At 72.7% G+C, this 18,219-nt stretch carries 13 protein-coding genes; 10 read left to right on the forward strand and 3 right to left on the reverse strand.

Annotated features, from left to right (window positions below; genetic code table 11):
* Positions 1 to 26: 26 nt before the first annotated feature.
* The 7 genes from nuoI (at position 27) to DQ392_RS29860 (ending at position 7,688) form a co-directional block, all read left to right on the forward strand.
* Complete coding sequence (nuoI, locus tag DQ392_RS29830; RefSeq protein ID WP_425470638.1) at positions 27 to 653, forward strand: NADH-quinone oxidoreductase subunit NuoI; 627 nt, start codon at positions 27 to 29, stop codon at positions 651 to 653.
* The gene (locus tag DQ392_RS29835; protein WP_114018829.1) at positions 650 to 1,573 is read left to right on the forward strand and encodes an NADH-quinone oxidoreductase subunit J; all 924 of its coding nucleotides are present in this window, start codon (positions 650 to 652) and stop codon (positions 1,571 to 1,573) included. The genes nuoI and DQ392_RS29835 overlap by 4 nt, the downstream gene beginning before the upstream one ends.
* Entirely contained in the window at positions 1,570 to 1,869 is a 300-nt protein-coding gene (nuoK, locus tag DQ392_RS29840) for an NADH-quinone oxidoreductase subunit NuoK (protein ID WP_027738854.1), read from the forward strand. The genes DQ392_RS29835 and nuoK overlap by 4 nt, the downstream gene beginning before the upstream one ends.
* Before the next feature lie 13 nt (positions 1,870 to 1,882).
* Complete coding sequence (gene nuoL, locus DQ392_RS29845) at positions 1,883 to 3,829, forward strand: NADH-quinone oxidoreductase subunit L (protein ID WP_114018830.1); 1,947 nt, start codon at positions 1,883 to 1,885, stop codon at positions 3,827 to 3,829.
* A 3-nt stretch (positions 3,830 to 3,832) separates the two neighbouring features.
* Positions 3,833 to 5,482 (forward strand): NADH-quinone oxidoreductase subunit M, encoded by a 1,650-nt coding sequence (locus tag DQ392_RS29850; RefSeq protein WP_114018831.1) that lies wholly within the window; start codon positions 3,833 to 3,835, stop codon positions 5,480 to 5,482.
* Between the two features lie 5 nt (positions 5,483 to 5,487).
* Positions 5,488 to 7,158: an NADH-quinone oxidoreductase subunit NuoN gene (gene nuoN / locus DQ392_RS29855; RefSeq protein WP_114018832.1), complete on the forward strand. Its 1,671-nt coding sequence runs from the start codon at positions 5,488 to 5,490 to the stop codon at positions 7,156 to 7,158.
* A 146-nt stretch (positions 7,159 to 7,304) separates the two neighbouring features.
* A complete protein-coding gene (locus DQ392_RS29860; RefSeq protein WP_114018833.1) occupies positions 7,305 to 7,688 on the forward strand; it encodes a cupin domain-containing protein in 384 nt (127 codons plus the stop codon).
* Positions 7,689 to 7,840: 152 nt separating this feature from the next.
* Here the strand turns inward: DQ392_RS29860 and DQ392_RS29865 are convergent, their stop codons facing one another.
* The gene (locus tag DQ392_RS29865) at positions 7,841 to 8,449 is read right to left on the reverse strand and encodes a hypothetical protein (RefSeq protein ID WP_181856635.1); all 609 of its coding nucleotides are present in this window, start codon (positions 8,447 to 8,449) and stop codon (positions 7,841 to 7,843) included.
* Between the two features lie 476 nt (positions 8,450 to 8,925).
* Here DQ392_RS29865 and recQ point away from each other — a divergent pair, with 476 nt between their 5' ends.
* Positions 8,926 to 11,016, forward strand: coding sequence for a DNA helicase RecQ (recQ, locus tag DQ392_RS29870; protein WP_181856636.1), 2,091 nt, complete (start codon positions 8,926 to 8,928; stop codon positions 11,014 to 11,016).
* 100 nt (positions 11,017 to 11,116) lie between these two features.
* On the opposite strand, the gene fahA is transcribed toward recQ, so the two are convergent.
* Positions 11,117 to 12,319 carry a fumarylacetoacetase gene (gene fahA / locus DQ392_RS29875; RefSeq protein WP_114018835.1) on the reverse strand — a complete coding sequence of 401 codons (1,203 nt, stop codon included), beginning with the start codon at positions 12,317 to 12,319 and terminating at the stop codon, positions 11,117 to 11,119.
* 126 nt (positions 12,320 to 12,445) lie between these two features.
* Here fahA and DQ392_RS29880 point away from each other — a divergent pair, with 126 nt between their 5' ends.
* Together DQ392_RS29880 and DQ392_RS29885 are read left to right on the forward strand one after the other, a co-directional pair.
* Complete coding sequence (locus DQ392_RS29880; protein ID WP_114018836.1) at positions 12,446 to 14,605, forward strand: hypothetical protein; 2,160 nt, start codon at positions 12,446 to 12,448, stop codon at positions 14,603 to 14,605.
* A gap of 25 nt (positions 14,606 to 14,630) precedes the next feature.
* Positions 14,631 to 15,950, forward strand: a complete 1,320-nt coding sequence (locus DQ392_RS29885) for a hypothetical protein (protein ID WP_245982131.1) — start codon at positions 14,631 to 14,633, stop codon at positions 15,948 to 15,950.
* A 144-nt stretch (positions 15,951 to 16,094) separates the two neighbouring features.
* On the opposite strand, the gene DQ392_RS29890 is transcribed toward DQ392_RS29885, so the two are convergent.
* Positions 16,095 to 18,122: a CocE/NonD family hydrolase gene (locus tag DQ392_RS29890; RefSeq protein WP_114018838.1), complete on the reverse strand. Its 2,028-nt coding sequence runs from the start codon at positions 18,120 to 18,122 to the stop codon at positions 16,095 to 16,097.
* Between the last annotated feature and the right edge of the window lie 97 nt (positions 18,123 to 18,219).

Here is an 18,219-nt window from a genome sequence, read left to right on the forward strand (position 1 = left end):
CCGGCTTCGGCGTGACCTTCAAGGACATGTTCAAGAAGCGGCTGACCGAGCAGTACCCCGAGTACAAGAAGCCGACGGCTCCCCGCTTCCACGGCCGCCACCAGCTCAACCGGCACCCGGACGGGCTGGAGAAGTGCGTCGGCTGCGAGCTGTGCGCCTGGGCCTGCCCCGCCGACGCCATCTACGTCGAGGGGGCCGACAACACCGAGGAGGAGCGGTACTCGCCCGGCGAGCGCTACGGCCGCGTCTACCAGATCAACTACCTGCGCTGCATCCTGTGCGGCCTGTGCGTCGAGGCCTGCCCCACCCGGGCGCTGACCATGACGAACGAGTACGAACTCGCCGACTCCTCCCGCGAGTCCCTCATCTACACCAAGGAGGAGCTGCTCGCGGGCCTGGAGGAGGGCATGGTCGACTCTCCGCACGCCATCTATCCGGGCATGACGGAGAAGGACTACTACCGGGGCCTGGTCAGCGAGGCCGCGCCCGGCACCGTGCAGCAGCGCACCACCGACACCGGGGCGCCGCAGGAGTCGGCAGACACCTACGGCGCGGACGAACCCGCCGCGAGTGAGGCCGCCACGGGCGAGGCCGCGGGCTACGGCCCCATGACACACGGCACCGTGACGTCCGGCGGGGAGGGGGAGCGATGAACGCACTCGCCGCCACCGCCACCTCCACGGGCGAGGCCGTCCAGTTCTGGGTGCTGGGCACCGTCGCCGTCCTCGGCGGGCTCGGTACGGTGCTGCTGCGCCGCGCCGTGCACAGCGCGCTCTGCCTGGCCGGGACAATGATCATCCTGGCGCTCTTCTACCTCGCCAACGGCGCCTACTTCCTCGGCGTCGTGCAGATCGTCGTCTACACCGGCGCGGTCATGATGCTCTTCCTGTTCGTGCTGATGCTCGTCGGTGTCTCCCACGCCGACTCGCTGCGCGAGACGCTGAAGGGGCAGCGCTGGCTCGCCGCGGCCTGCGCACTGGGCGTCGGCATCCTGCTGATCACCGGCATCGGGCAGGTCTCGGTGGGCGGCTTCAACGGGCTCGGGGCCGCCAACGCGCAGGGCAACGTCCCGGCGCTGGCCTCCTTGCTGTTCACCAAGTACGTCGTCGCCTTCGAGGTGGTCGGCGCCCTGCTGACCGTCGCCGCGGTCGGCGCCACGCTGCTGACCCACCGCGAGCGCGTCGAGAAGAACAAGTCGCAGCGCGAGCAGGCCGAGGAGCGGGTGCGCGAGGGCAAGCAGGTCACCCCGCTGCCGGCGCCCGGCGTCTACGCCCGCCACAACGCCAACGACCGTCCCGCGCTGCTGCCCGACGGCACGCCCTCCGAGCTCAGCGTCAGCCGCACGCTGCGCGACCGGGGCCAGGTCCGCGAGGTCAACGCCGAGCAGCTGGCGCAGCTGGCCGCGATCGAGCAGCGCACCGCCGAGTACCAGGGCCGCGCCACCTACCCGGGCCCGAAGGACCCGGGCGAACGGGCCGCCGACCGGGCCGAGGACGCGGCCGGCCGTGCCGAGGACGACGGTTTGGACCGGCCCGCCGGTCTTGGCAGCGAGCGTGAGGAGGCCACCAAGTGAGCCCGGTCAACTACGTCTACCTGGCAGCGCTGCTGTTCACCATCGGCGCCGCCGGAGTCCTCATCCGGCGCAACGCCATCGTGGTGTTCATGTGCATCGAGCTGATGCTGAACGCCGCCAACCTGACGCTGGTCGCCTTCTCCCGCATGCACGGCAACCTCGACGGCCAGATCATGGCGTTCTTCGTCATGGTCGTCGCCGCCGCCGAGGTCGTGGTGGGGCTGGCGATCATCGTGATGCTCTACCGCTCCCGCCACTCGGCCTCGGTCGACGACGCGAACCTCATGAAGCTCTAAGGGGTATGTACCAGTGGAGTCAATGATCGGACTGCTCGTCGGAGTGCCCCTGCTCGGCGCCGCCGTGCTGCTGTTGGGCGGGCGGCGCCTGGACCGGAGCGGGCACTGGCTGGCGACACTGCTGGCCGCGGCCTCCTTCGTGATCGGGGCCGTGCTGTTCGCCTCGATGCTGGGCGAGGACGCCGAGAGCCGGGCGATGCACAGCAAGCTGTTCTCCTGGGTGCCGGTGGAGGGCTTCCAGGCGGACGTGGCCTTCCAGCTCGACCAGTTGTCGATGACGTTCGTCCTGCTGATCACCGGCGTGGGCACGCTCATCCACCTGTACTCGGTCGGCTACATGGAGCACGACCCCAAGCGCCGCCGCTTCTTCGCCTATCTGAACCTCTTCCTCGCGGCGATGCTGCTGCTCGTCCTCGCCGACAACTTCCTGCTGCTGTACGTCGGCTGGGAGGGCGTGGGTCTCGCCTCGTACCTGCTGATCGGGTTCTGGCAGCACAAGCCGAGCGCGGCGACGGCGGCGAAGAAGGCGTTCCTGGTCAACCGCGTCGGTGACGCGGGCCTGGCCATCGCCATCTTCTTGATGTTCACCACCTTCGGCACCTTCGCCTTCGCGCCGGTCCTCTCCGCCGCCGGCGAGGCGGGCGAGGGCAAGCTGACGGCGATCGGTCTGATGCTGCTGCTGGCGGCCTGCGGCAAGTCGGCGCAGGTGCCGCTCCAGTCGTGGCTCGGGGACGCCATGGAGGGCCCCACCCCGGTCTCCGCGCTGATTCACGCCGCGACGATGGTGACCGCGGGCGTCTACCTGATCACCCGCTCCGGCGCGATCTTCAACGGGGCGCCGGACGCACAGCTGGTCGTGGTGATCGTCGGCGCGGTCACGCTGCTGTTCGGTGCGATCGTCGGTTGCGCCAAGGACGACATCAAGAAGGCGCTGGCCGGATCGACCATGTCGCAGATCGGCTACATGATCCTGGCCGCCGGGCTCGGACCGATCGGCTACGCGTTCGCCATCATGCACCTGGTCACCCACGGCTTCTTCAAGGCCGGGCTCTTCCTCGGCGCCGGGTCCGTGATGCACGGCATGAACGACGAGGTCGACATGCGCCGCTACGGCGGGCTGCGCAAGCACATGCCGGTCACCTTCGTCACCTTCGGCCTCGGCTACCTCGCCATCATCGGCTTCCCCGGCCTGTCCGGGTTCTTCTCCAAGGACCAGATCATCGAGGCCGCCTTCGGCAAGGGCGGCACCGAGGGCTGGATCCTGGGCGCGGTCACCCTGCTGGGCGCGGCCATCACCGCGTACTACATGACGCGGGTAATGCTGATGACCTTCTTCGGCGAGGAGCGCTGGCGCAAGGCGCCCACCCCCTCGCCGGCCGAGCCCGACGTGGAACCCGCGGCGGAGACACGGGGCGCGTACACGCCGCCCCACCCGCACGAGTCCCCGAAGATCATGACGATCCCGATGATCGTGCTCGCCTTCGGCTCCGTCTTCGCGGGCGGCCTCTTCAAGGCGGGCGAGTCCTTCGTGGGGTGGCTCGAGCCGGTCACGCAGTTCGAACACGGGCACTCCCCGGTCTCGGCGACCGCGGTGACGGCCGCCACGATCGTGGCGCTCGTCCTCGGCGTGGGCGCCGCGTACCTCCAGTACGGGCGCAAGCCGGTGCCCGCGCTCGCCCCGCGCGGCAGCCTGCTCACCCGCGCCGCCCGCCGCGACCTGCTCCAGGACGACTTCAACCACGTCGTGCTGGTCAGCGGCGGTACGCACCTGACCCGCAGCCTGGTCTACGTCGACAACAAGGTCGTCGACGGCGCCGTCAACGGCACGGCCGCCTCGTTCGGCGGTCTGTCGGGGCGGCTGCGGCGGCTCCAGAACGGTTTCGCCCGCTCCTACGCGGTCTCGATGTTCGGCGGCGCGGCGGTGCTGATCGCCGCGACCCTGCTGATGAGGGCGGTCTGACACATGTCTTTTCCTCTGCTGACGGTCACGGCGGCGCTGCCCGCCGTCGGGGCCGTCGCCACCGCCGCCGTCCCGGCGGCCCGGCGCACCGCCGCCAAGTGGCTGGCGCTGCTGGTCTCGTTGGCCACCCTCGTGCTGGCCGCCGTGGTGCTGATCCGCTTCGACCCCGGCGGCGCCCGCTACCAGCTGACCGAGTCGCACGCCTGGATTCCCGACTTCGGGGTCCGCTACGAACTCGGCGTCGACGGCATCGGCGCGGCCCTGATGGCGCTGACGGCGCTGCTCATCCCGTTCGTCATCGGTGCGGGCTGGCACGACGCCGACGACCTCGAGGGTGAGCGGGCCAACCGCCGCTGGCGGCCCACGCAGGGCTTCTTCGCCCTCATCCTCGCCGTCGAGGCGATGGTGCTGGTCTCCTTCGCCGCCACCGACGTCTTCCTCTTCTACATCTTCTTCGAAGCGATGCTCATCCCGATGTACTTCCTCATCGGCGGCTTCGGGGACCGGGCGCACGCGGCCGGTGAGGAGGAGGGCGCCAAGCAGCGCTCCTACGCGGCCGTGAAGTTCCTGCTCTACAACCTGGCCGGCGGGCTGGTCATGCTGGCCGCCGTCATCGGGCTGTTCGTCGTCAGCGCCGACTCCCTGGGACAGGGCACCTTCTCGCTGCCGGAGCTGCTCAAGGCGCGGGCGAGCGGCGACCTGGCGATGGCGACGTCCACCGAGCGGTGGCTCTTCCTCGGCTTCTTCGTCGCCTTCGCCATCAAGGCGCCGCTGTGGCCGCTGCACACCTGGCTGCCCAACGCCATGGGCGAGTCCACGGCGCCGGTCGCGGTGCTCATCACGGCCGTCGTCGACAAGGTCGGCACCTTCGCGATGCTCCGCTTCTGCCTGGGCCTCTTCCCCGAGGCCAGTTCCTGGGCCACCCCTGTGGTGCTCTCGCTGGCGCTGGTCAGCGTCCTGTACGGGGCACTGCTCGCGGTCGGGCAGCGGGACATCAAGCGGCTGGTGGCGTACGCGTCCATCTCGCACTTCGGCTTCATCATCCTGGGCGTCTTCGCGATGACCAGCCAGGGCCAGGGCGGCGCCACGCTCTACATGGTCTTCCACGGCATCTCGACGGCCGCGCTGATGCTGGTGGCCGGCTTCCTCATCTCCCGCCGCGGCTCGCGTCTGATCGCGGACTACGGCGGGGTGCAGAAGGTGGCACCCGTACTGGCCGGCACGTTCCTGATCGGCGGCCTGGCCACCCTCTCGCTGCCGGGGCTCGCGCCGTTCGTCAGCGAGTTCCTCGTCCTGGTCGGCACGTTCAGCCGCTACCCGGTCGCCGGGATCATCGCCACCGCGGGCATCATCCTCGCCGCGCTGTACGTGCTGGTGCTCGTCCAGCGCACGATGACCGGGCCGATCCGCAGGCCGGAGATCGAGAAGATGCCCGATCTGAAGGTGCGCGAGGTCGCGGTGGTGGCGCCGCTGGTGGCCCTGCTGCTCTTCCTCGGCGTCTTCCCCAAGCCGCTCACCGAGATCGTGAACCCCGCCGTGGAGCACACCCTCTCGGACGTACAGAAGAAGGACCCGAAGCCGCAGCATCCCGTCGCGGAGCACGCGGGGTCCGACGACAAGCCGGCCGGGCACGGCGGAGGTGACCACGAGTGACTGGCATGATCGACGTCGCGTCGGCGGGAGGCACTCCCGGCGTCCACAGCCTGTGGACGGTCGCGGCCGGCGCGGGCGACAAGCTCCAGGCGCCCAGCATCGAGTACGGGAAGCTCTCCCCGACGCTGATCGTCCTCGGCGCCGCGGCCCTCGGCGTCCTCATCGACGCCTTCGCGCCCCGCAGGGCCCGCTACGGCGCCCAACTGTTCGTGGCGCTGGTGGGGCTGGCCGCCGCGTTCGCCGCCGTCATCGGACTGGCCGCCTCCGGCGCGGGCACCACCGGGGCCCAGATCGCCGGCATGGGCGCGCTGGCCGTGGACGGGCCCGCGCTCTTCCTCCAGGGCACCTTGCTGCTGGTCGGCATCGTCGGTGTCTTCACCTTCGCCGAGCGGAAGCTGGAACCCTCGGCGCACGGCTCCAGGGTCGACTCGTTCGCCGCGCAGCCCGCCTCGGTGCCCGGCGGCGAGGGCGAAACGCAGGCCGTCAAGGCGGGCTGGACCACCACAGAGGTCTTCCCGCTGCTGATGTTCGCGGTCGGCGGCATGCTCCTCTTCCCGGCCGCCAACGACCTGCTGACCCTCTTCATCGCGCTGGAGGTCTTCTCCCTCCCGCTGTACCTGCTGTGCGCGCTCGCCCGCCGCAGGCGGCTGCTCTCCCAGGAGGCGGCGGTCAAGTACTTCCTGCTGGGCGCGTTCTCCTCCGCCTTCCTGCTGTTCGGCACGGCGCTGCTGTACGGCTACGCGGGCACCGTCAGCTACTCGGGCATCGCCCGCGTCGTCTCGGGGTCCGACGCCATCAGCGACCCGGTACTGGCCCAGACGGCCGGCAACGACGCGCTCCTGCTCATCGGCGGCGCACTCGTGGTGATGGGGCTGCTCTTCAAGGTCGGTGCCGTTCCCTTCCACATGTGGACCCCGGACGTGTACCAGGGCGCGCCGACGCCGGTGACCGGTTTCATGGCGGCCGCCACCAAGGTCGCCGCCTTCGGCGCGCTGCTGCGGCTGCTGTACGTGGTGCTGCCGGGGCTGCGCTGGGACTGGCGCCCGGTGATGTGGGGCGTGGCCATCCTGACGATGCTCGCCGGCGCCGTCGTCGCCATCACCCAGACCGACATCAAGCGGCTGCTGGCCTACTCCTCCATCGCCCACGCGGGCTTCCTGCTGGCGGGCGTCATCGCCACCTCCAAGGACGGCATCTCCTCGGTGCTGTTCTACCTGGGTGCCTACTCGTTCGTGACGCTGGGCGCGTTCGCCGTCGTCACCCTGGTACGGGACGCGGGCGGCGAGGCCACGCACCTGTCCAAGTGGGCCGGGCTCGGGCGGCGTTCACCCCTGCTGGCGGCGGTCTTCGCCGTCTTCCTGCTGGCCTTCGCGGGTATCCCGCTCACCTCGGGCTTCGCCGGGAAGTTCGCCGTGTTCAAGGCGGCGGCCGAGGGCGGCGCGGGCGCACTGGTCGTCATCGGTGTCCTCGCCTCGGCCATCGCCGCCTTCTTCTACCTGCGCGTCATCGTCTTGATGTTCTTCAGCGAGCCGCAGGCCGACGGGCCGAGCGTGGCCGTACCCAGCGCCATGACGACCTCGGCCATCGCGATCGGCGTCGTGGTGACCGTCGTCCTCGGCGTGGCACCGCAGTACTTCCTCGACCTGGCGGGACACGCCGGAGTGTTCGTCCGGTGAACCACATACCGCTCACCGGCCCCCCGCCCTAGCTGTACGAAGCGCCGCCAGACGCCCCAACGGGCCGCGTCCGGCGGCGCTTTGTAATGAGCACTGTCCGATGCACCAGTGACAAGACGTGTGCGGAAACGGTAGGAACTCGAAGCATGGGTTGTGTGATTCTCCGCCAGGAAAAAGGCGGATACCAAGGAAAACAGGGCGGAATCTTCACAGAAGGGGTCTCCGCCGAGTCGGTGGGCGCCAAGGGTCTGTGTCTGCACGTCCTGCACATCCCGGCGAACTCGAAGGGGGAACCACACCTGCACGCGGGCCACGAATCGGCCATCTATGTCGTCAACGGGGTGCACGAGATATGGCACGGGGAGGACCTGGAGAACCGCGACACCCTCCACCCCGGCGACATGGTCTACGTCCCCGCGAACATGCCGCACATGCCGGTCACCGGCGACGAGCCCGTCACCGTCGTGGTGGCGCGCACCGACCCACGCGAACAGGAGTCCGTCCACCTGCTCTCGCCGCGGGACCCCTGAGGGGGCCCGCCGGGCGCCGGCGGGCCGGGGACCCGCCGCGGTGGCGCCGGGGCGCCCGCGCGCGGTGACACGGACCGCGGGCCGGGCCCGGACCCGGAAGGGGCCGGGCCCGTGGTCCCCGGCTGCCCTGACCTGCCGCGCGCAACGGCGGCTCAGCCCCCGGGGTACTCGCGGACCTTGCGGCCGTTCTCCGAGCTCTCCGTCTTCTCGTGCGACTGCCCGGTGACGTCGTCCAGCTTGTCGGGGAGGTTCTCGGGCAGTTTGTCGGGCAGGTCACCGAGTTCGTCGGGGTCCTTGGGCAGCTTCGCCGGAGCGTCCGCCGCCCTGGTGTAGGTGTCGGTGACCCCGCCGTTCCAGGTGACCTTCATCGAGGTCGCCGTCACCGTGCCGACCTTGCCCGTCGCGCGCTCCTCGCCGACGCCCGCGGGGCACTTGAGAACGAGCGACTTATCGGCGCCCGCCGCCATGACGCGCCCTGTGCACACCTTCTTGTCCTTGCCCCGCAGCAGGGACGCGGCGTCGTCGACGACGGTGAGCGTCAGCTTCTGGCCCTCCGCGTCGGCCCTCCAGACGCCCGGCAGCCGCCCCTCGCCCGCCGGCTCCTCGCTCTTGTCCGGCGCGGGCGCGGCGGACTTCTTCTCGTCGGCCTTGGACGCGCCGCCGTCCCCCTTGCCGTCGTCGCCGCTGCCGCAGCCACCCACCAGCAGCGCGGCGGCCGCCGTCGCGGCCACCGCCCCCGTCGTCCGCGCTGACGTGCGCACTGTCCCTCCTCGGTCGTCCCGCCCTGGTCGATTGCAGGGTCACGACAACCTAGCAGGGGCCCTGTCCGCCCCACCCCGTCTCCCGACGCCGCGGAACGGGTCCTCGGCCGACGGAAAATCCGTGGGGAGGTCCGGATGCTTGTCGCCGGGAGCCCGGATGCCCGTGCCGCCCCCCTGTTCTCGCCGCAGCGGCGGCGAACCCCAACGGCGAGGATCCGGCGGAATGGTCCACCGCCCGGTGTGGGGCCTGTCAGGGGGCTGGCCCTTCTTCTCGGCGCGGTGGCGCGCCACGACGGCGAGGGGCGGGCGGAAGGGGGGGCGGCCGCTGAGGAACGTGGGGGTCGTCCGGCCCGCACAGGCACAGGCACAGGGCCGGGGCCGGGGCCGGGGCTCGCGGCCACGGTGGGCACCACCGGCGGAGGACTTATCCACAGGCGGGGCCGCACATGTCACCGGCCCCGCCTATCGTGGCGGGCATGCTTCAGGAGAGTGCCGAGGGTTCCGGCGGGGCGTCCGAGACGGCCGCGCTGCGAGTGCTGCGCAAGGTCTTCGGGTACGACGCCTTCCGCGGCCGGCAGGAGGACGTCATCGAGCACGTCACGCACGGTGGCGACGCCGTCGTGCTGATGCCGACCGGTGGCGGCAAGTCGCTGTGCTACCAGATCCCGGCGCTGGTGAGACCGGGCACGGGCGTGGTGATCTCGCCCCTGATCGCGCTGATGCAGGACCAGGTGGACGCGTTGCGCGCGCTGGGTGTGCGCGCGGGGTTCATCAACTCCACGCTCGATTTCGATCAGCGGCGCGTGGTGGAGGCCGAGTTCCTGGCGGGGGAGCTCGATCTGCTCTATCTGGCGCCGGAGCGGCTGCGCCTGGAGGCGACGACGGCGTTGCTGGAGCGCGGCAAGGTGTCGCTCTTCGCGATCGACGAGGCGCACTGTGTCGCTCAGTGGGGCCACGATTTCCGCCCCGACTACCTCTCGCTCTCGATGCTGGGCGAGCGCTGGCCCGAGGTGCCGCGGGTCGCGCTGACGGCCACCGCGACCCGCGCCACCCATCAGGAGATCGTGCAGCGGCTGGGCCTGGAGCGGGCGAGGGATTTCGTCGCGAGCTTCGACCGCCCCAACATCCAGTACCGCATCGTTCCCAAGCGGGATCCGAAGAAGCAGTTGCTGCGTTTCCTCAAGGAGGAGCACGCGGGTGACGCGGGCATCGTCTACTGCCTCTCCCGCAACTCGGTCGAGCGGACCGCCGAGTTCCTGTGCCGCAGCGGTGTGGAGGCCGTGCCGTATCACGCGGGTCTCGACGCGGGTACGCGCGCCGCGCATCAGGCGCGGTTCCTGCGGGAGGACGGCCTGGTCGTGGTGGCGACGATCGCTTTCGGCATGGGGATCGACAAGCCGGACGTGCGCTTCGTCGCCCATCTCGACCTGCCGAAGTCCGTGGAGGGCTACTACCAGGAGACGGGCCGCGCGGGCCGTGACGGGGAGCCGTCGACCGCGTGGCTGGCCTACGGCCTCCAGGACGTCGTGCAGCAGCGCAAGCTGATCGAGAACGGCGAGGGTGACGCGGCTTTCCAGCGGCGGGCGCGCAGCCATCTGGACGCGATGCTGTCCCTGTGCGAGACGGTCCGCTGCCGGCGCGCCCAGCTGCTGGACTACTTCGGTCAGGAGCCGGCGGACGGCGCGGCGCAGGTGGCCTGCGGCAACTGCGACACGTGTCTGACGCCGCCGGAGTCGTGGGACGGCACGGTTCCGGCGCAGAAGGCGCTGTCCACCGTGGTGCGGCTCAAGCGGGAGCGGGGGCAGAAGTTCGGTTCGGGCCAGATCGTCGACATCCTGCTGGGCCGCAAGACGGCGAAGGTCATCCAGTTCGACCACGACGCGCTGTCCGTTTTCGGCGTCGGCGCGGAGCTCGGGGAGGGCGAGTGGAGGGGTGTCGTCCGCCAGTTGATCGCCCAGGGGCTGCTGGAGATCGAGGGGGAGCACGGCACGCTGGTGCTGACCGACGCGAGTGCGACGGTGCTGCGGGGGGAGCGGGAGGTGCGGCTGCGCAAGGATCCGGTGCCGGACCGGGTGCCGGGCTCCCGGTCGGGTTCTGGCGGGGGTGCGCGTGGCGGCGGTGCGAAGCGCCAGGCCCCTGCCGACCTTCCCGAGGAGGCCCAGCCGCTCTTCGAGGCGCTGCGTGCCTGGCGCACCGAGCAGGCGCGGGAGCAGGGCGTGCCGCCGTACATCGTCTTCCATGACGCCACGCTGCGGGAGATCGCGGTGCAGCGTCCCGGCTCGCTGGGTGAGTTGGGCGGTGTGGCCGGGGTGGGCGAGAAGAAGCTCGCGACGTACGGCGAGAGCCTGCTGGCCGCGCTGGCGGCGGCGGGGGAGGAGTCCGCAGCGGAGGGGAAGGACTCCGCGGCGGCGGGGGCGGACTCCGCGGAACCGGCGGGGCCGGTGGGCGACGGCTCGGAGCCGGTGGCCGGGGCCCTTGCCGGCGCCGGGGCGGCGCCGGACGAGCCGGGAGCGGAGGCCACCCCCGAGTCCCTGTGGGCGGAAACCGAGGTCCCGCCGCAGCCCTGACGCACGGCGGTGGCCGTCACCGACGGCCACCACCGGCCAGGTGACGCCCGGCGGCCGTCCTTCGACGGGCGGCTGCTCGACGGGCGTCATGCGAGGGGCGTCACTCGACGGGTGTCACCCGGCCTGTCACGTCGCCCAGGCCGACGCGGGTTCCGCCGGGCCCCGGTGCCCACGCGGTGAGGGTCACCTCGTCGCCGTCCTCCAGGAACGTGCGCTTGCCGTCGGGGAGTTCCAGGGGTTCGCGGCCGCCCCAGGTCAGCTCCAGGAGTGAGCCGCGCTGGGCGGGTTCGGCTCCGCTGACGGTGCCGGAGGCGTACAGGTCACCGGTGCGCAGCGAGGCGCCGTTGACCGTCATGTGGGCGAGTTGCTGGGCGGCTGTCCAGTACATGGTGGAGAAGGGCGGTTCGGCGAGGGTGTGGCCGTTCAGCCGCACCGTCATGCGCAGGTCGTAGCCGCCGGGTTCGATGCCGCCGGCGGAGTCGTCCAGGTAGGGCAGCAGGGGGAAGTCCCGGGGAGGCGGGGCCACTCGGGCGGCGTCGAGGGCGTCGAGGGGGGTGATCCAGGGGGAGACCGTGGTGGCGAAGGACTTGCCGAGGAAGGGGCCCAGGGGCACGTATTCCCAGGCCTGGATGTCCCGCGCGGACCAGTCGTTGAGCAGCGTCACGCCGAACACGTGCTCGCGGAAGCCGGCCAGCCCGACGGGGGTGCCCATGGTGCTGGGGGTGCCGACGACGAACCCGACCTCCGCCTCGATGTCCAGCCGCTGCGAGGGGCCGAAGGCCGGGACCGGCTCGCTCGGGGGCTTGCGCTGTCCTCGGGGGCGGGTGACGGGCGTGCCGGAGACGACGACGGTGCCGGCCCGCCCGTGGTAGCCGATGGGCAGGTGCTTCCAGTTGGGGGTGAGCGCTTCGCTGTCCGGGCGGAAGATGCGGCCGACGTTGGTGGCGTGGTGTTCGCTGGCGTAGAAGTCGACGTAGTCGGCGACCTCGAACGGCAGGTGGAGGCGCACCTGGGGGAGGGGCAGCAGGTGGCGCGCGGCGGTCTCGCGGTGCGTCTCGTCGGTCAGCCAGGCGCGCACCTCGGCGCGTACGGCCTGCCAGACGGGGCGTCCGGCGGCCATCAGGGCGTTGAGCGACGGTGCTCGCAGCACCTCGGTGTGCAGGGAGCCGAACGCGGCGGCGGCCGCGCCCAGGTCGAGCACGTCGTCGCCGAACCGGACGCCGAGCCGGCGGTGGCCTGGCGCGTCCGGTGTGGTGAAGAGGCCGTACGGAAGGTTGTCCGGGCCGAAGAGAGTGTCACTCATGGAGGTCACACTATGAGGGAGCGTGACGCGGGAACACCGGTGCGCGAGCTTGTCGGGCCGGTCCCTGCCGCGTGTCCTGCGCGGCCCGCCGCCTAGGATGCTCGCGAAGGTGTGAGGGGGGCTGCCGTGCGACGCGTCGTTCTGACCGTGGCCGCCCTGTCGCTGGGCGCTCTGCTCGGTCCCGCGCCAAGCGCCGCGACCGCGGCGACCCCGGCAGCCGCCGCGGGCTCCGCACCCGCCGCAACCACCGCAGCCGCCGGGAGCGCGGCGACCGCCGGGCGCTCCGTATCCACCGCGACCGCCGAGCGCTCCGCATCCGCCGCGACCGCAGCCACCCGGGGATCGCGGGCAGTCAAGGCGCCGACGGGTCAGGAGGCCGACGGGGCGGCGCGGCAGGCCGCCTGGTTCGCGCGGCGACTGCGTGCGGACCCGGTGCACGTCTCGGACCAGATCCCGTTCGCCCACCCCCGCTCGGCCGCGTCCCGCTTCGCCGCGCAGGCCGCGCGCACCGGCGTTCCGACCTACGTCCTCGTGGTCCCGTTCCAGACCGCCCTCGACGCGCGCGAGCTTCTTGGCGCCGTCCACCGGAAGGTGGACCGCAAGGGTCTCTACGTCGTGGTGGACGGCACGTCCGGCGATCAGCTGGAGGCCGCGGCCTACGGGGTGTCCGTCCCGGCCGAGGACGCGGCGCGGGCGGCGGGGTGGGAGATGCCCTCGGACGCGACGGCGCTCGACGTCTTCACCCGGTTCGTGGACGTCGTGCGGCAGAGCGGGGCGCGGGCCGCCGCGCGCGCGTCGGAGGCGGAGGAGAGACGCCTCGTCGACGAGAAGCGTCCCGAGCCGTTCTACACGACGCGCGGGGACCGGTCCGTCAGCTCCGGTGTGGCGGGGGCCCTGGCGGGCGGGGTGCCGCTCCTCGTCCTCGCCGTCGGCTGCACGGTCTGCCGGCGCCACCGCGGTCACGGCCGCGGATTCCTGGGCTACGGGGTGCCGCTCGTGTGCGCGATCGGCGCCGCGGTCCTCGTGCACTCGGGCGCGGTGGCCTTCGCGCAGGGAGAGAAGGCCGTTCCGTCGGCCCGGCCGACCGCGCACGACCTGCAACTGCGCGCGGACCGGGTCGCGGAGGGGCTGCGCCGGGCACCGGTCTACCAGGACCCCGAGTCGCCTGCCGCGCTCGACGGCCGCCACCTGACCGCCGTGAGGGAGCGGTTGTCCGCGCTGGAGGTGCCCGCCCGGCTGGTCGTCCTTCCGGCGCTGGCGGACGAGGACGAGTCGGGCGGCGACGCGGACCTCTTCCTCCAGCGGCTGCACGAGACTCTCGGCGAGGACGGTCTCTACATCCTCGCGGGGGGCGACGGCTTCGACGGGTTCGACGTCACCGTCGCCAACTACGGCGTGAAGCTCGCCGCCAAGGAACTGGACGACTACGGCGACTGGATCCGCTACGGCCCCGAGGACAGCGACGAGGAACCGGCGCTGGGACGCCGGATCACCGCGCTGGCCCGGCACGTCGAGGACGTGCCCCAGGGCCCGCCCGGCCGTCCCGAGGACGCGGGGCGGGTGGACGAGCCCGCGGACACGTCCCTGCCGCCGGTCGACTCCGGTGCCTACCGCCCCGCGGCCGGTGGCGCGGCCGGGCTGGTACTGGCCGGGTGGGGCGCGCTCGCCGCCCGGCGGCGGATACGCGAGGGCACAGGTCTCACTGCCTCGCTGCCGCGGATCCCGGCGGCCTGGGCCGTCCCCGAGGCGGGAGGACGGGACGCGCCCGCCCGTCCGCGCCGCCGCTGGCTCCGCCGGACCGCGGGGCGGGAACTCAACGAACTCGCCGCCGCGTTCGCCGCGGCCGAGGGGGGACTCGACAAGGCCGCCAGGGGCCACGTGTGGGCCTGCCTGGACGCGGCGGTGCTCCTGCTCGACCGGCAGGGCGACGGACGGATCGACGCGGACGCGGACAGGGGCGACCTCGCGGCCGCGCTCGCGCTGGTCCGGGCGGGCCGGGCGGCACTCGGCGGGAGCGGCCGGCAGGCGGTGCGGCGCCGGCTGTGCTCCGTCAACCCGCTGCACGGCACCTACGAGCCCGCCGGGCGCGCGGCCGGGTGTGCGGCCTGCCGCGCGGCGGCCGCCGGGCCCGATCGGGCGCGCGGCCTGCTGCTGCCGGGGACCGACGGCGCTCCGGTGCCCTACCGCGAGTCGCCGGGCCCGCTCGGCCTTGCCGCCACGAGTGAGGTCCGACACCTCATCGACCACGTCAGGGAGCGCTTCCATGTGTCAGACGTCTCCGGCTGACCGCCGCCGTCGGGCGGGCGCTGTGGTGGCAGCGCTGTCCGTGGCGGTCCTCGGCTCGTCCGCGTCCGCGGGGGCCGCCTCGCCGGACGGCTCGCAGGGCGACCGCATCGCGTCCGCCCTGCGCTCCTCCCCGGTGTACGTCGCCGACTCCTACAGGGCGCGGATGTCGCGGGGCCAGGAGCGTGCGCTGGGCAGGCGGATCGCCAGAAGCGGGCTGCCCATCAAGGTCGTCCTGATGCCGTTCACGGACAAGGGGGGCACAGGGCGGGACGCCTGGAGCGGCTCCGCCGAGCAGTTCGCCGCCGTCATGCACGAGGAACTGGCGCGTGGCGACGAGGAGTTCATCCTGCTCACCAACTCCGGCTGGGACGAGGAACGTTCCCTGGAAGGCCACGAGTGGCCCGACGAGGAGCGGTACGAGGCCCGGTACGCGGCCTGGGCCGTCGGCGAACTCGACAGCATGCGCACGAAGGGCTTCGCCGCGCGCTTCTCCCGCGCGGTCGACCTCACGGCCGAGGGCGACGGCATGCGCGTCTACGAGAGGGCGCGGGAGAAGGCGCGCGAGAAGGACCCGCCGCAGGACGCGGCGCCGTCCGGGAAACCGGCGGCCGCGGACGGCGAGGGCCCAGGTGTTCAGGCCGCCGCCGCGGCCTTCCTCGCGGGAGGGGCGACCGTACTGGTGCTCGGCGTGGCCGCCCTGCTGTGGTGGCGGGCGCGGCGGGCCGCCGTGCTCCCCGCGGCGGGGCCGCGGTCGGTGTTCGCCACCGCTCGCGGCGAGCAGGCCGGCGCGCTGCGCGACCGGGTACGCGAGGAGGTCGTCCGCCTGGGGGAGGACGTGTCCGGGCGCGAAGCCGCGGACGGTGGCGCTGACGGGGCGCGCCGCGCCCTGGACGCGTACGAGGCGGCCACGACGGTGCTGGACGCGGCCGAGGGCCTCGCCGACCTGGCAGGGGCCCTCGCACTGGTCGAGGAGGGCCGGGCCGCGCTGCGCGCCTCCGCCAAGCGGGGCACGCGGGCGGCCGGGAGTCGTGGGGTGCTGCCGCTGTGCTTCTTCCATCCGCTGCACGGGCGTGGCGTGCGGCGGGTCCGCTGGCGCCCGCTCGGGCAGCGCGAACCGCTGCGCGTGGCCGCGTGCCACGAGTGCGCCGAGGCGGTCCGTGCACACCGCCCGCCCGAGGTGCTGAGGGCACCAGACGGCGACCGTGACGTGCCCTACTTCGAGATCTCCCCGGAACGGAGCCTGTGGGCCGCCACCGGCTACGGCTCCTTGACGGCCGGTCCGCTGGCCGTCCGCGTCCAGCGGGGCGACTTCACCCGCGCGGCGGCGAACCGGGCCCGTGCTTAGGGCTTTCCCCGCGGGCTCCGGTGACGGGGGTGCCACTGCCCGTGCTCCGGCCAGGGGGTGCCACCGCCCGCGGGCGTGCGGTGCGGTCCGCGGGCGGACGCCCCGGCGCCCCCGGACGGGGGCCGGGGGCGCCGGGGCCGGGGATCAGCCGGCTGTGCGCCTGATCCGCCGCTCCCAGGCCCGGGAGAAGACCTCGGTCTCCCCGTCCCAGCAGGTGACCTCGTTCACGGCGATGAAGTCGGTCTCGTCGGCGCGGAGTTCGGAGCGGGTGCGCAGGCGGGCGTGCCAGCCCAAGTCCCGGCGGCGCAGTCCGACCTCCCACTCGGAGACGGCGCGGGCGCTGAGCGGGTCGCCTTCGTCGATGACGTAGGTCTCCAGGGCGTTCTCGGTGAACTCCAGCCCGTCCGGGTAGATGCGGGTGCCGCCGTAGCGGGGGTCGACCTCCAGCCGCCACCGGCCGGCGGCGACGTCGCGCACCACGCGCCTCTCGGGCCGCTGGGTGCCGCCCTCGGCGTCCGGGTAGCGCACACCGAGGGGTTCGGCCTGCTCGGGTTCCCCGAACCGGATCGCGGGGGCGCCCTCGTCGGCGGCCGGGTTCCTCACGGGCAGTTCCAGCGCGCTGTGTGAGGGGTCGAGCACCCAGCCCGCCTCGCTGCCCGGCTGGGGCCAGATCCAGGGCCAGTAGGCGGAGGAGAGCGCGATCCTGATGCGGTGCCCGGCGGGGAACGCGTGGCCGATGCCGTTGAGTTCGAAGCCGACGTCCTCCGTCGCTCCGGGCTCCCACTCCACCACGCGGTCGCGTCCGTGCCGGGCCGAGAGGTTGAGTACGCCCCGGGTCACCAGGGTGGAGGAGCCGTCGGGCGCTACGTCGCAGACGCGCGCGACGACCTGGCCGCGGGGGACCTGGCTGGTGAGGCGCAGCCGCACCCGCGGCCGTCCCAGTACCTCCACGCGCCCGTCCAGCACCGCGGAGTCGAAGCAGACGGAGCGCCCGTCCTCCTCGCGCTGGTCGGGCGGCAGGTCGGCCTCGTTCCCGAACGGGAAGAAGCGCCCCGCGTCCACCCCGGTGTGCTGGGGCGAGCGCACCACGAACGGGCCGCTGCCCGGCAGCTCGTACGGCGTCATGGTGACGGCGGGTGAGGGCCACTCCCGGTCGCCCACCCAGCGCCCTTCGAGCTGTTCGTAGACCGTCGCCGGCGGGTGCGACTCGCTGATCCACGAGCGCAGCAGCGGCTCGTCCATGACGCCGGTGTCCTCGTTCTTGAGCCACCGGTCCCACCAGCGCAGCGTCTCCTGGAGGAAGCCGATGGCGGGTCCTGGCGGCAGGCCGCGGTCCGGGTACTGGTGCGACCAGGGGCCGATCAGCCCGCGTACCGGAGCGCCGCTCGCGCCGGGCAGGTGTTCGACGAGCCGCAGCACGGTGTCGCGGTAGGGGTCGTGCCAGCCGCCGACCGCGAGGACGGCCGCGTCGACGGCTGCGTAGTTCTCGCAGGCGCTGCCGTGCCGCCAGTAGTCGTCGCGGGTCTGGTGGTCCAGCCAGGTGTGGATGAACGGGTCGATCGCCTCCAGGCGGCGCAGCCACATCTCCCGCCAGGCGTCGCCGACCTGCGCGGGGTCCGGCGGGCGTGAGGCGAAGGCGAGCATGGTGGAGGCCCAGGCGTGCATGTCCACGGCCAGCACGGAGCCGCCCATGTAGTGCACGTCGTTGTCGTAGCGGTCGTCCGAGGAGCAGACGGTGACGATCGCCTTGAGGGCTTCGGGGGCGCGCGCGGCCAGCTGGAGGCTGTTGAAGCCGCCCCAGGAGATGCCGAACATGCCGACCCCGCCGCTGGACCAGGGCTGGGCGGCCAGCCAGGCGATGACGGCCTCGCCGTCGGCGAGCTCGCGCTCGTCGTACTCGTCGCCGGGCAGCCCCTCGGCGTTGCCGTGGCCGCGCACGTCGACGCGGACGGAGGCGTAGCCGTGCCCCGCGTACCAGGGGTGGCGCTGGGCGTCGCGCGGGGCCGTCCAGTCGCTCAGCCGGTAGGGGAGGTACTCCAGGAGCACGGGGACGGGCTCCTCGGTGACGGGCCGCCACACGCGCGCGTACAGATGTTCGCCGGTCGGCGTGGGAATCCACAGGTCCTCACGGACGACGCGGTACGGGAACTGTTCAGGGGTGCGGATGTGCATAGCTGTAAATCTTCGGACATGTGCGGAAGGTTTCCGGGCACCGGGGGTCGGCCGGGCGACGCGTCCGGCGGTTCGGGCGCACGGGGGCGGTGTGGCG

This window comes from Streptomyces reniochalinae, assembly GCF_003323735.1.
GTDB lineage: Bacteria > Actinomycetota > Actinomycetes > Streptomycetales > Streptomycetaceae > Streptomyces > Streptomyces reniochalinae.